Here is a 13,602-nt window from a genome sequence, read left to right on the forward strand (position 1 = left end):
GATGCTTTCGATAAGTAAGATTGGAGGCGGTGACGCCACGGCCTACTACGCCAACTTGAACGAGCACGAGGGCATTGTTGGTAGCTACTACGACGAAGAGGGGAAGCGCCAAGGCGTCTGGTTTGGAACTGGGGCGGCAGAACTAGGGCTCGGTGGTGCTGTGGACGGAGAGACCTTCAAGAGCCTTCTGGAAGGGAAGTCACCGGACGGCAGGACGGTTCTGGTGCAGCAGCGAAATGGAGAGCAGCTAAAGCGTCGAGCCGGATTTGATCTGACGTTTTCGGTCCCCAAGAGCTTCTCCGTTCTCTACTCGCAAGTTTCCGATGAACGTCGTGCCGAACTCGACCACATCGCCGAACGGGCTCTCTACCGAACACTCGACTTGGTCCAAGCCGAATGCGGCAGAACCCGCCGCGGCAAGAATGGCGTCATCGCCCAAGATGCGAAACTTATCGGGGCTATGTTCAAGCATGATACGGCTCGCGGTATCCCTGGCGAACTGCCTGACTGCAACGTTCACTACCACTGCGTGCTCGCAAACTTAGTCGTTAGAGAAGACGGAACGCACGGAGCGCTCGACGCACGAACGCTCTTTGAGCGGAGGAAGAAGATAGCTCTTGGCGCGATGTTTCGAGCGGAACTCACAGCACTTTTAAGGAGCGACCTTGGCATCGAGACGCATCGGCCAAGAAAGCCGGGACGAGACGAGAAGGTCTCGTGGTTTGAGGTCACGGGTGTTCCAGAAACGCTGATGACGGCGATGAGCAAGCGTCGGGCTGCAATCGAGAGGTGGCTCAATGAACACGGTCTCTCTGGAGCTAAGGCAAGCGAGCGGGCAAACCTCGGAACGCGAGCGAAGAAGAGCACCTTCCCGTGGAAGACGCTGAGCGACGCTTGGCTAAGGCTCGGCCGAGAATTCGGCTGGTCTCGGAGCGAGGCCGATGAACTCATCGGGACGCCGTTCGATGTCGGAGGCACGACCAAGACGACCGGGCAGTTAGCCAAGCAATCGCTTGCCATGCTGATGAGTAGCCGAGCACGTTTTACGCGGAACGAGCTGATGGAGCGAGCTGCGATTGAGGCACAGACAACAGGGCTTGGAATCGACGATGTGCTAGTAGCCGTTGACCAAACGCTTGCCAGCACCAAGGAAGTGGTGAGGCTGCAGGACAAGGAGGGCCAACCGACCTTTACGACAAGAGAGATGCTGCGGTTAGAGAAAGGGGCTCTGGCTCGTGCAACGAGTCTCAGCAAGAAGAGTAATCACGCAGTAGAGCTTGGTGATGTTGCGAGAGTCATCCTTCGCTACGAGACCATCCGGATAGACCAGGCGGAAGCCGTAAGGGCCATCTGCGTCGGTGGTGACTGCGTCTCCGTCACCGGTGTTGCCGGGAGTGGTAAGACCTTCGTGCTAGGTGTCGCCCGCGAAGTGCTCGAAGGCGGAGGCTTCGAACTCATAGGTACGGCCCTCGCAGCAGACGCTGCCAAAGAGCTTGAGAAGGGATCCGGAATTCAGTCAACGCACCTGCACAAACTGCTCTACGACCTGAACGAAAAGAACCGAGAGCTGTCCGCGAGCACGGTCGTCGTTCTCGACGAAGCGGGTATGGTTGGCACCAGGCAGATGGCAGACCTTTTGGAACGCATCCATCAAGCCGGAGCCAAGGTTGTGATGGTGGGAGACCCCTTGCAGATCCAGCCTGTCGACTCGGGAGCCCCGTTTAGAAAGGTAAGTGAAGAGATAGGAACAGCTGAGCTTGTTGAGATTATCAGGCAGCGAGAAGGGTACGCGAGGCAAGTCGTAAGAGACCTTCGTGCGGGTAGAGCACAGGAGGCGTTGGCAGAGCTTGCTAAGCGTGGCCAGGTCACCATTGCAGAAGAGTCGGAGCTTGCACGAGACCAACTCGTCAAAGACTGGGAAGACATTGTGTTCAAGAAGAAGGTGCCAGCTAGCGATATTGCCGTTCTTTGCGGCATGAACGAGGACGTGCGAGACCTTAACCGAAGACTTCAAGCGGTGATGAGAGAACGAGGGGAGCTTGGAGATTACCGGCTTGAGCTTGACGGCTTGGAGTTCTGTCTCGGTGACCGAGTTGCGATTACCAGGAACGACCGGATGCTGGGTGTGCGTAATGGAGAGCGTGGTGAAGTCGTCGGAGTAAGGGGTAAGACGCTTTGGGTCAAGTTTGAGAAGTCGGGGTTTGAGATCGAGATCGACACCGACGATTTCGCACACGTTACGCTCGACTACGCCAAGAGCATCCATCGCAGCCAAGGAGAAACGGTCGAGCACACGCTCTTTCTTGCGGGCGATGTGATGACCGACCTACATACGAGTTACGTGGCAGGAAGCCGAGCACGAGACAAGACCTTTATCTACTCACACGTGTCGGCCGTGGAATCGGTTGAAGGGCTTGCTGCGATGATGAGCCAGTCACGGCAAAACGAGATGGCAACAGAGTACGAATTAGGGAGGGTGTGATGGAGTTGCTAGTCGGGCTAGGCATCTTGGGCGTGGGAGCGGGAGTACTTGTAGTTAGGCCGCTTGCTAGAAGTCACCGCATCAAGAGCTACACCCGCGGCCGCGAACTCCGTAGCAAGCGGGCGACTAAGAAGGTCTCTGGAGACGCCGCGACAGGACTTCGCTTTGGCAACGCCTTCCTTCCAGCGAGCGCAGCGACCCAGCACACGCTAGTAGTCGGCACGACAGGTTCTGGTAAGAGCCAGGTGCAGCGACTGTTCATGAGAGAGCCACTCCTGCGGATCCAAGTAGGCAGTGACCACCGAGCCCTCATCTACGACGCCAAGGGCGAGACGTGCGCGTATCTCCGAAGGATCGGAGTAACGGCACAGGTCTACTCGCTTAACCCGTTTGAGAAGCGGAGCAACGAGATTTGTAAGGCAGTCGCCTGGGATATCGCGAGAGACATCACTTCACCTGCGAGGTCGCTCAACCTTGCAGCCGCTTTCATCAAGCAAGAGCACGGCGGGGCAAACGGCTACTTCACCGACGCGGCACGGCTCGTTCTTGACGGCATCATCACGAGCTTTATCAAGCACTCCGGGCGCGCCTGGACGCTGTCGGACTTGGTGAACGCTACAAGCACGCGGACTCGGATGGAGCAAGTGCTCGGCCGAGACGAGCACGGCAAGGCGGTCATCGAGAGTCTTCTAGGTGACGACCGAACCGGTTACGCCGTGGCAAGCACGGTGGCTAGCAAGATGCGCTACTTCTCACCAGTAGCCGCCATGTGGCAAAGGTGCGAACACAAGATAAGCTTGGCCGAATGGTGTTCTAGCAACTCGATATTGTTATTCGGAGACAACGAGACGGCCACCGCAACACTCGATGCGTTGAACGCCGTGATGTTCGCGGTGGTGGCCGAAGAGATCGACAAGCAAGGACAGTCGGACACGAGACGCACGTGGCTATGGCTAGACGAAGTGCGGCTTGCTGGCGGCATACTCAATAGCGGGATGCTGCCGCGACTTGCCGTGAAGGGAAGGTCGAGAGGATGTTGTCTCGTGTTGGCGTTTCAAGACATTGAGGGATTCCGACTTGCCGCTGGAAAAGAGAACGCCGACGAAATAGTTGCCCAGTGCTCGAACATCGCCCTTCTTAGGATGAGTGGAGAAGGGGGACAGTTCGCGTCAAAGCTCGTTGGGCAGTATGAGACCATTGAGGTTCATCACTCGGACTCAACAAGGCTTCTGGGAGCCGAGACCCGGAGCGAGCAACGAGTTACTAAGGACACAATGCTTCCGTCAGAGTTCTATGGCTTCCCACAGACCAACCCGGAAAACGGTCTGCAGGGTCTCTTCATCTCAACCGAACGGGGCGCCGAGCTTGTGCGGATCGCACCCGAGTGCATTCAGCAAGTCGTTGTGACGACCGAGCAAGAACAACGCGACGCGGTCGTGGTGAGACCGAACGCCGACCAGTGGCTGCGAGGGTGGAACCCCAAGGACTACAAGCGACTCGGTATCGAGCGAGCGGTCCAAGAAGGCGTGCAAGAGCCTGTGCCGACGTCCAAGAAGCTTAAGCTGAGGCTCCGGACGCCGGATGGGCTTGAAGAGGTGACACTGCCCAAGGCGGTAGGATTGTGAGAAGGAGAATGGGATGAGGCAGAACGTAATGTATGTTGCAACGAGCCGCTTGGTGCTACGTGGTGACAAGGAAAGAGAAGTCTCGGCTGAAGATGTCGGGAATCTCCTGTCCCTTTACATAGACATTGAAGAGAAGGGGGTCACAGAACCACTCGTGGTCGAGCCCATCAGCGGGCTAGCGGAGCTACGCGTCATCGATGGTGACAAGCGGGTGCGGGTGGCTCGACGGTTGGGCATCGAAAGTCTGCCCTACGTTCTGGCCAACTGAGGATTTCGCTCCGCCAGTCTCCCTGATCCCTAGGTTGTGCCGCTCCGATCCAGAAGAGGGGGGACTACGTCCCAACCCGATCTACGCGGCGTTTCTCGCGGTCATTCGACAAGGCCGGTTTTCCCCATTGTTGGTTGTTTTGTGCAGGACTAAGCTGGGCTACTGCCAGCGGCTTAGTGTGGAGACCGGAACCAGCCCGCCCTAGTGAAGGTAGCCAACGGAGGGCCTATGGTGGTCGGCATTTTTCTTTTTGCCTTTCAACGAAAGCCGGCAGACATGACTGCTTCAATTCACTGCGGATGGTGCACACACTTCTGTAGCTTGGCGGCGGCTGCCGTCCTCTGTCTGGGCGTTCCGCACGAGTCCGCGGGTGAGCCAGCGGCAGCTCAGCGTCTCCCTGCTTACGACCCCCTTCCGTTCGGACTTCCTGCCACGACGTCCGTCTCAGCGGAGAACCTCAAAGGCTTCTATATCCCGTGCTTTGAGAACCGGGTTGTCGGGCACATATCGTTCCGACTGGATTCCTTCAAAGAGAATCTGATGAGGATTGCGGTCTTTGACCGCTCCGACGTTGAAGGTTTCGATCTTTTGGTGACGCATGGCAATAAGAACTTCCCATCGCCGATCAAGATACCCTACGGTTGGCGGTGCAGCGTCCACAAAGTAGGGGAGTCGTTTTTCGCCGATGCTTATACCTGGGAGGGTGACAAGCAGAGCCATTACTTGTTCCGGCTGCTTTCCTCCAACAAGGTGCCATTCAAGAATCTTCTTCTTGTGCCGCTGTCCAAACAGTCGCGAAGCGACTACGGGAGTATCGCTGGTGCGGACGACCTCCTGAAATACGCTGCCGCCAATCAAGGACAATCATCACTCGCCACCGAGGGGCAAATCTGGTTCGCCGAGAGCAACGCCGCTGCCCTCTCGTTCTTCGGCAACACGGTTACCGATGGCAAGGCGGCCTACGATCAGCTTGAACGCCGTTTTCCCGATCCGCATCGTTTGGCCCGACTTCGTCGACTGCATCCCGGCCAAGTCAATCCGGTGACACGCGACATCGTCGGGTATCGCAACCCCAATCGAGGTGAGCGTAGTGACATCGATCCCGTCGTCGTTTACTTTGGAGCGATCGTCGCCGCGGCAATTGCCGCCCCGGCCATCGAGGCTTTGCTCAGCGATGGACAGCAGCAGCCAGCAGCCGTCACTCCTCCGAGCTATGAACCTAAAACTTGCCCCCACTGCTTCATGGGTCGTCGCTTCTACGACCAAGCGCTCTGTCCCTACTGCGGCGGCACGGGAAGGCAGTAGTTGCTATGCGGTGGGCTGATTGCCATGCAGACGAGCTCGTCCGATAGCCTGAGCCTTGTGCGGATTTCTTTCCAGAGACGGTACTTCTCGGGCATCTTGGGCTCACAACTCATCACCGGTCGCCCCTCTCGATAGAAACCAACCGAGTTCTCACACCGGTTTGCCGGAAGGCCTCGGCGGTTTCAAACGCCCCCTCGGGAAGTGCGTGGGTTTCAGCTCCAACTTCATCGAGCCAGGCACGAAACGCTTCGGACTTCTAATCACTTCTACTGAACGCACCTTCGCCCATTACCGAAACGAGTTTGCCGCCAGGCTTGAGTAGCGTATAGGCGTGCCGCATGTGGTCGATGTCGGAGTTCTCGCCACGCTCAAAGGGCGGGTTCATCACGATCCGGTCGTACTCCCCTTGGTGCTCCAAGAAGTCACCGAAGTAGACGGCGTAGCCCTTGGCGTCTAGCACCGGCTTTAGCGTCCGGTTCATCTCGATGGCGGTGACATCGAGTTCGGGGAGCTGCTCGTAGAGAGAGTCAACAATCGAGCCCATGCCGCACGACGGCTCGAGCACCTGGTGGTCTGCTTGGATGTCTGCAAGGTCCAGCATCTGGTCGATGACTGAAAGCGGAGTAGGAAAGAAGCCAGGAAGCTTCTTGCCGATGAGATCTCGCTCGGCTGCCTTTACCGGAGAGTCCTACTGTTGCCTTGCTCGGTACGGCAAGAACTCTCTGAGGGCTGCTAGAAGCTCTGGTAGCGTGTGGATGTTCGCTCGCTGAAGGCGTTGGTAGCGCAAGGATATCTTTGGTCTCTGTGACTACCGCCTGGTCGGCTACGAAGAGCGTTTGAAGGTTTCGGGAGTTTCTGTGATGGCGGCGTCGAAGTCGAACTGTTTCTGTACCGCGTTCATGCCCCGTGTTATGGAGCGGTGCGAGGTCGATGTTGCTTAGGAGGGTGGCAAGCTTAATAAGTAAACTCTCACTCACAGACCACCTCACTTTCTTCCCGTCCTTCGTCGATCGCCATCGGCCTCACCTTCAGCGGGGCCGGTGGTGAGCGATGAAGGACGGGCAGTGGGCGATCCCCTTTCTCCGGCAGGCTGCCCCTATCCTTTGTTGATTGCTTGAGGCCTCATTTGGGGTAGTAAGAAACGCCTAGAAAAGCACACAGAAGCTCTCGAATCTGTCTTGCCGAGAAGCTAGACTGCCTGCCCATCCGAGCCTTACCGAGCAGCCATGTTCGCTCTGAAGGCTACTCACGTGCCAAGTACACCAAAGACGACTTCTAGGAGAAGCAGCGATGGCTAAAAAGAAGGTCACGGAGAAGTCAGCCGCTAAGGCGGTGAACAAGAGCGAACTGGTTCGCGAGCACGCTGCGGCGAACCCTAAGGAGAAGCCTAAGGCGATCGCTGAGGGGATCAAGAAAAAGCACGGCGTTGAGATCTCGCCACAACAGATATCAACGGTGCTGTTTCAGGCACGTGCTAAGGCCGGAAAGAAGAAGGCCAAGAAGCGTGCTCCAGCGGCGTCTGGTTCCGAGACGAAGGTCAGCCTTTCATTGCTGCTCGACGCTAAGCAGTTCGCTGAAAAGGTCGGCGGTGTTGATCAGGCGACGATGCTTCTAGCAGCGCTAAAAAAGCTCGATTGACCGCTTGGGAGTCCGCGTTGCACTAGAAGAGTACCGCCTGCTTCTCGCGGCAAGTTTGCTGACGCATCCGACGCCGAATGCCTTTGCTTGCTCTTCCATCGGCCATCGAACGATTGGTTCCGAGACTGTCAGATTATCACGTCCACCGAGCTACTCAACTTTCCTGGAACAGAGAGTTGCTACGGCACGGCGACAAGAGTGAGTAGAATCGCCCATTGTTACAGACTGCCTAGGCTGAGACGCTCCAGATGGATAGCACTGTTGCCGAGCGTTTGCCTCGTCGGGTCAGCCGTTCAATGGCTGAGGCGACTGGAGGAGAAGAGAGATGCCAAGTATAGAAAAGCCGACTGAGAGCTACGGGAAAGTGTTTGAGGATATGGGTTTCCGCTCGAAGAGGCGGCTATCCTGCAACTGAAAACCGACTTCAAAATCGCCGCAAAGCGGAAGCTGACGCCGAAGAAGCTCGGCCAGGTGCTCGACATCCAGCAGCCGCAGGTGAGCGACCTACTGACAGGCAAGGTCTCGAAGATGACCGTCGATAAGCTGACGAAGTACCTCTACCGCTTGGGCGTGAACGTCGAACTCGATGCGAAGCCGATGGCGAAGAGTCGCAAGAAGTTGCACGGGACCGAGGTGGCTTAGGCTCTCGACCTGGCGTGGCGACAGCGTACGCCACTGCTGCAACACAAAAGAGGCAAGGGCGGCGTGCAGCGGGCCAATGCCTTCGTAAGAACCTCCGTGGGTTGAATCAAGCGGAAAGCGGTTCCGGTTCGAGCTGCTGGGCTTCGATGCCGGTGAGAATCTGCGAGGCCGCCTGCTGGATGCGTCCGAGCGAAGCGGTGAGCTGCTCGGGGTCTCCCTGGTGGCACTGGATGTAGTCTTTCGACTGCTTGAGGGCCCCTGAGAGCCCCGCAGCGTGCGAGACGACGTAGGCCACCGATTCGGCTTCGAGTTCCTTAACGGTCTTTGAGAGCGTCTTGCGGTCCTCGGCCTTATGCATCAGCTCGTGGGCCAGCTCGTGGGCGAGGGTGTTGTACGCCTCGGCCTGGTTGAGCCCGCTGAGCAAGTAGATGCGGCCCCCCATCGAGACCCCGTCGGCCCCGTCGAGGTGCTCTTCGTAGCCCAGCTCGATGCCGAGCGACGACACGTATTGAACGAGTCTTTCGAGGTGGTCTCCCGGCTCCCCGCTGAGGCGGTTGATGTCGGGGAGCTCGTCCCCTTCGGTCTGGGCCAGGTCGAAGACGTGAACGGCCCGGTAACCAAGGACCCCCTTGGTCTCGTTGCCTTCTTCGTCCTCTTTCTTGCCGACCATTGGGGCGAGGATGCAGATGCCCTTCTCGCCCTTTTTGACGGAGCGTCCGAGCTTCTTCCACGCCTGGAACCCGGCCACCCGCGTCGCGGTCGGCCTCTGCCGGGCGATGAGCAGGCAGTTGCCGAACGAGTAGTGGTGGAAGCGGCTCATGGTGTTGAGGTACCTGGTGAGTTCCTCGCTCTTGCCCGCCGCGAGGGCGGCCGCGAGTTCGGATAACGCCGAGTCGCAGAGCGACTTCGCCTCTTCCTTCTTCATGCGAATCTCCATGGCTGGGCCAACGCAGCGAGAATCGCTGTTGGCCGTGGAAACGCTCGCCCCGAGAGATGGGGAACGAGCCAAAGAAACGGGGTAGAAAAACCTTCTTGGCGATGCTGCACGCCGCCTGCCTCGGGGGCCGGTTGCTAGGCAATCAGTCCCTGAGACCGCGGTTTGCGAGTCCGTCTACCCAGAAGAAGAAGGCGAGAAAGAGCGGGAACGAGAGAGCGCTCCGAGACCTTCAGATTATCACGTCCACCGAGCTACTCAACTTGCGGCGGAGTGAGCCTGCTCACCGAGGAATAGCCGCCGCACTCCCCTCATGGATGCCCTTCATTGGCAGTGCAGAAGCGGCCTTCTTTGGTGTTGTCGTACCACCTTCAAATTCGGTTGTGGCGGCACCTGTAATGCAACGATGTCTAGTCCTTCAACGTACTCAACGAACTTGTCTTTAGGCTCCTCGCGGAAGACATCGACCTCCAAGGGAACTCGTCCACGAGGCGGACGTGGCTCTGGGTCGATGAGGTGCGGCTCGCAGAGGGAATTCTGCAAAGCGGCAAGCTAGAACGACTTGCGGTAAAAGGCCGCAGCCGTGGAGCGTGGAGTTGGGGAGACCCTCAAAGGCGCGATCCTACCACGATTCAGGTCATAATGACTCATAGCAGATTGCTGCCGATAGGACGCACAGGCCCATCAAGCGAATCATCACGCCTAGCGTGCCCAACTGTAACGCCTCTCACTTTGGGATCGAAAAATCGCTCTCCCTCGGCCGATCACTTGCTCTCAGCACGTTGCAGTGATGGAACACTAACGACGAACGCCACATATGAGGTTTAATATAAAGCGGTGCTTCGTGTTGATTACGAAGGGTCGCACGATGCTGCGATCGACCGGCACGGAAAACGGACCGCTTTGGTGACCACGCCACTCAACCGTTTCGGCAGGGCTGGTCGCGGTGATTGCTGTCGCAAACAGCCCTAGTGAAAAGCGAACGAGCAGTGAGATTCCAGAGCCGATTGCCGAGGAGACCGATCGCCGATGTGACATAATGTGCGTGCGAAGGGGCGTAGCTGCTGGCTTCATGGGGGCCGCCGCAGCTTCCAGAGGCTTGAGTGCGATTCTCCGCTTCCTTGCTAAAGCCGTACGTAGCACTATGAGCGCCGTCGAAGTGCCAATAGTGCGCCAGTAGCCGCCAAGACGACTGACGTTGGTTCTGGAATACCGGTCGTCGTAAGGACTACTTGCCAGTTATCGAGACCCATCCGAATATCGCGAGCGTTTGATCCATCAAATAGCTCTCGATAGACGCCGAACTCTATCGGGCTTCCTGTCTCGCTGAAGTCAGGGTTGCCAGTCGGCAAGAAAATGCCGTTGAAAAAGACCTCGAAGTCCGAAGCTGTTAGTCCGGTGAGTTCGAAGTGCCGCCATTGACTGTCTGAAAAACCGCTTAAGTACTCAGCCTTAGAGCGGTACAGGAAACCGTCTTGCCTAATCGCAATACGCCCGTACAAGCGTTGAGTACCCTGTATGAAGAGGGCGTCCTCAGAATAGTCGAGAGAAAGAATCTCTCCGTCTGCGGGGTCGTAGACCTGCGCTGTGTTGAAATGCCAACCAGTTACGTCGTAGACCTGGAAGCCATTTGTAGCGGTCGATACGGTGCGAATCTCCCGAAACATTCCCGGGCTGCCGCCCAAGGGGAACTGTGTCGCCGTCGAATAGCCGTAGACCGCCGGGTTGGTGACCACATCCCACGCAGTGTCGTTGAACGTTCCATCGGACAGCGTCACGGTACCAGCAGACGAGTATTCTAGGGCGCAGCACATGATGATGGCCGTGGCGATATGAGTCAGTCGCATCAGTAGGTCACTCCAGTTGTAGGCGGGACGAGGCACGGAGTCGCAAACTCTGGCAACACACAGGCTTGGCAATCTAGGTACAGGCCGTAGTGAGGTCCACGAACGCAACCTGAACGCACGAGCGTGAAGATCCAGCGTGCAATCTGCGTTCTGGTTGGGTAAGATGCCGACCTGTCAGCGAACGGGACGCCTTGCCCTAACAAGATCGACTCCGTTGGAAACGCCCTCGAATCGGCACGGCTTCACGCTCGTTGAGCTGCTGGTCGTCATCGCCATCATCGGGATGCTCGTCGCTCTCTTGCTTCCGGCCGTTCAGGCCGCCAGGGAGTCGGCCCGGCGTACGCAGTGCGTGAACCGCCTTCGCCAGTTTGGGATCGCCCTGGTTTCGTGCCACGACGCGACCCGAGCGCTCCCGGAGGCGCCGACGGCGACCCCCTCGGCTGCGGGTCTCGACTTTGGTCCGAGCAACCATGTCCTGCTAATGCCGTACCTCGAAGAGCAGTCGCTCCGTGACCTCTACGACACGACAAGGACCTGGCACAACCAGACCCCCGCGGTGGCCCGGACATCGGTGCCGCTGTTTCTCTGCCCGTCGTCACCGGGGGAGACGGTGCACCTCTTCCCGCTCCTCGGCCCAGGGGGGCTCAACTTCCCGAGCGGCGACGCCTACGCCGTCAACCACTTCGTCTACAACAAAGGGGCGAGCGACGCGTGGTGCCTGTCCGGAGCGGTCCGCCCTGAGCTACGAGGGCCCTTCGAGCTCAACCGCTCCACTCGCTTCCGAGACGTCACCGACGGCGCGAGTCACACCTTCGCGATGGGGGAGGCCGCGACCTCGCTGCCGCTCTGCCACGGCGCCGGTTGCACCGAGGCCGCTTCGGCGGACCAGGTCGCCGTGCAGGTCTGGATGAGCGGCGAGCCCGGTTATGATGTTCTCGTGACGCAAGGGTTTATGGTCGGGAGCGCCTACGGCTCGACCGCCGAGCCGCTCGGCAAGACGCCCGTCACCGACACTTCGATCAGCCTTGCTGGTTTGGGGGATTGCCGCTCGAGCCAAGACGGCGGTCCACACAGCACGAGCAATTTTCGGAGCAGCCATCCGGCGGGGGTCCACTTCTTATGGCTCGACGGCTCGGCTCGCCTAGTCGCAACGGACACCGACATCGACGCTTACCGAGCCGCCTCGACGATGCAAGGCGGGGAGACCTAGCGCTTGTGAATCGACACGTAATTCGGGGGACACGATTTTGACTTGGAGAGAGAGACCGCAGGGCCGATCGATCCCCTGTAACGGGGAGATGTTCCGCTACCACCGCCACCGCCTCGGTTGGACTCAAGAGGACTTGGCGGACCTCGTCAACAAGACCCCCCGGCTCATCGCCAAGGCCGAGGCGGGAGGCTGCCTGCACCCCGACTCGATCGAGGCGATTGCCGCCGCCCTCACGACGCCCGAAATCCACGTCTTCCCCGACGAGCTCGTCTCATCACCTAAGCAGCTGGCCCGGGCGATTGTCGAGGGGTACGCGCGCCACGAGCGGCAGTGCACCAAGCATCTGCATCACTTGCTGGCCGACGACATCGTTGTCGTCGCACCAGGCCCTCAAGACGTTTTTACTTTCTGCGGCGAGCACCACACCAAGGACGGGTTCGACCGCTTCTGGGGCAAGTTCTTTGGGATGATGGAGCGGCTCGACAAGCAGCGAATCGTCGACTCGATGCGGATCATCGCCGAGGGCAACGAGGTCGTCGTTCTCACGAGCGAGTACGCCTCCGCCAAGGGGGACCCGGCGCCGCCCAATGTCACTCCCATCGCATTTGTGATGGAGTTCGAGGCGGGAAAGCTCAGACGGTTCGAAGACCATTTCGACCCGACCGCCGGGTACGAAAAGCTCCGCAAGATGCGGGGGCTTGGTTGAGAGGTAAAAAATGCTCTACGGCGGGTCAGCTTGAGAGCGTGTTGCACGTATCGCTCCAGATTGGTCGCAAATCCAAGGCAAGACCAGACAGCGCGAACTTGCCCTAACAGATCATTTTTTAATCCGGTGACAGGCTTGACCAACTCAATCGAGCTATCAGCTGCGAGATCGTTCTAAGCGAGGAGAGGTCAGATCCGATGGAATCCGTCACGTGGCTGCTACCGGAACAAAGGTGTCTTGTGTCCACTGCAGCTCTCTTGCGTCGTTGACAAATCGAAGAGGCTTTGAGCCAGACCGATCGAACATAAGCCTTACACGGTCGCATCAGTAGATTTGGGAATCTTCGCCGCAGCCGGGACATTGCATCCGGCGTTGCTGCTCGACGTAGGCGGCGTAGAGCTTAGCTTGCTGCTGTTCGTGTTCGATGGCCGAGTGATCGGATTGGTCTGAGGCGCTGCCTTCGGGGCTATTGGTTGTTTGACTCAATGCATCGTTTGCTGACATTGACATCGTAAGACTCCCCTTGGTGTTGGTGACCCCCCCTCGCAAGAACTGGGGGGGTCACCAACACCAAGGGGAGTCGAGTCAGAAAGGCCATCAAACATGAAGTCGAAAGCAGCAAGACCATTGGAGTCATAGTCCGGGATCGCTACGTCGGCTTGCATCAGCTTGGAGCGCTCGCCCGAACACTTTTCTCTGGCTGTAGGGCAAGTGGAACAGCTCGCTGATCGTCGGCAGCGTCTCGGTCGACCAGCGAATCGTTGTCATTAAGCTAGTTCGTCACCCGGTAGGCGAGCCTCGTTGGCTTGCCTGCGGCCTGCGTCATCGTTCGTTCCGTCCGTTCGAGAAGAATGGAGTGTCAGGCTGCTCTATTGCGTTCATGGTGCGTTCATTGCTTGCGCGGTCTCGTCAGGCATAATCACTCCTTTCCCCATGCACCACCAA

General features: G+C 58.3%; 12 protein-coding genes. 8 read left to right on the forward strand and 4 right to left on the reverse strand.

What is annotated here, in order from left to right:
• Nucleotide 1: 1 nt before the first annotated feature.
• The 4 genes from mobF to Spa11_RS06795 all read left to right on the forward strand — a co-directional run bounded on the left by mobF (nt 2) and on the right by Spa11_RS06795 (nt 5,680).
• On the forward strand, nt 2-2,482 hold the full coding sequence (gene mobF, locus Spa11_RS06780; protein ID WP_145109770.1) for a MobF family relaxase: 2,481 nt from the start codon (nt 2-4) through the stop codon (nt 2,480-2,482).
• Nucleotides 2,482-4,107: a type IV secretory system conjugative DNA transfer family protein gene (locus Spa11_RS06785; protein WP_145109773.1), complete on the forward strand. Its 1,626-nt coding sequence runs from the start codon at nt 2,482-2,484 to the stop codon at nt 4,105-4,107. Before mobF ends, Spa11_RS06785 begins: the two co-directional genes overlap by 1 nt.
• Nucleotides 4,108-4,120: 13 nt before the next feature.
• Entirely contained in the window at nt 4,121-4,375 is a 255-nt protein-coding gene (locus Spa11_RS06790) for a ParB N-terminal domain-containing protein (protein WP_145109776.1), read from the forward strand.
• 228 nt (nt 4,376-4,603) lie between these two features.
• On the forward strand, nt 4,604-5,680 hold the full coding sequence (locus Spa11_RS06795) for a hypothetical protein (RefSeq protein WP_145109779.1): 1,077 nt from the start codon (nt 4,604-4,606) through the stop codon (nt 5,678-5,680).
• A 256-nt stretch (nt 5,681-5,936) separates the two neighbouring features.
• On the opposite strand, the gene Spa11_RS06800 is transcribed toward Spa11_RS06795, so the two are convergent.
• Entirely contained in the window at nt 5,937-6,281 is a 345-nt protein-coding gene (locus Spa11_RS06800) for a methyltransferase (RefSeq protein ID WP_145109782.1), read from the reverse strand.
• A 689-nt stretch (nt 6,282-6,970) separates the two neighbouring features.
• Here Spa11_RS06800 and Spa11_RS06805 point away from each other — a divergent pair.
• Both Spa11_RS06805 and Spa11_RS06810 read left to right on the forward strand, forming a co-directional pair.
• On the forward strand, nt 6,971-7,318 hold the full coding sequence (locus Spa11_RS06805) for a hypothetical protein (protein ID WP_145109784.1): 348 nt from the start codon (nt 6,971-6,973) through the stop codon (nt 7,316-7,318).
• 429 nt (nt 7,319-7,747) lie between these two features.
• The gene (locus Spa11_RS06810; RefSeq protein WP_261342293.1) at nt 7,748-7,960 is read left to right on the forward strand and encodes a helix-turn-helix domain-containing protein; all 213 of its coding nucleotides are present in this window, start codon (nt 7,748-7,750) and stop codon (nt 7,958-7,960) included.
• A gap of 106 nt (nt 7,961-8,066) precedes the next feature.
• Here Spa11_RS06810 and Spa11_RS06815 read toward each other — a convergent pair whose 3' ends face one another.
• Together Spa11_RS06815 and Spa11_RS06820 are read right to left on the reverse strand one after the other, a co-directional pair.
• On the reverse strand, nt 8,067-8,885 hold the full coding sequence (locus Spa11_RS06815) for an ArdC-like ssDNA-binding domain-containing protein (RefSeq protein WP_145109790.1): 819 nt from the start codon (nt 8,883-8,885) through the stop codon (nt 8,067-8,069).
• A gap of 1,151 nt (nt 8,886-10,036) precedes the next feature.
• On the reverse strand, nt 10,037-10,741 hold the full coding sequence (locus Spa11_RS06820) for a hypothetical protein (protein ID WP_145109793.1): 705 nt from the start codon (nt 10,739-10,741) through the stop codon (nt 10,037-10,039).
• 214 nt (nt 10,742-10,955) lie between these two features.
• Between Spa11_RS06820 and Spa11_RS06825 the strand changes: the two genes are divergently transcribed.
• Complete coding sequence (locus Spa11_RS06825; RefSeq protein WP_197529796.1) at nt 10,956-11,951, forward strand: DUF1559 domain-containing protein; 996 nt, start codon at nt 10,956-10,958, stop codon at nt 11,949-11,951.
• A gap of 88 nt (nt 11,952-12,039) precedes the next feature.
• Nucleotides 12,040-12,657 (forward strand): nuclear transport factor 2 family protein, encoded by a 618-nt coding sequence (locus Spa11_RS06830; RefSeq protein WP_145109799.1) that lies wholly within the window; start codon nt 12,040-12,042, stop codon nt 12,655-12,657.
• 324 nt (nt 12,658-12,981) lie between these two features.
• On the opposite strand, the gene Spa11_RS06835 is transcribed toward Spa11_RS06830, so the two are convergent.
• Nucleotides 12,982-13,167, reverse strand: coding sequence for a hypothetical protein (locus Spa11_RS06835; protein WP_145109801.1), 186 nt, complete (start codon nt 13,165-13,167; stop codon nt 12,982-12,984).
• Nucleotides 13,168-13,602 lie beyond the last annotated feature (435 nt).

The sequence above is a fragment of the Botrimarina mediterranea genome (genome assembly GCF_007753265.1).
GTDB lineage: Bacteria > Planctomycetota > Planctomycetia > Pirellulales > Lacipirellulaceae > Botrimarina > Botrimarina mediterranea.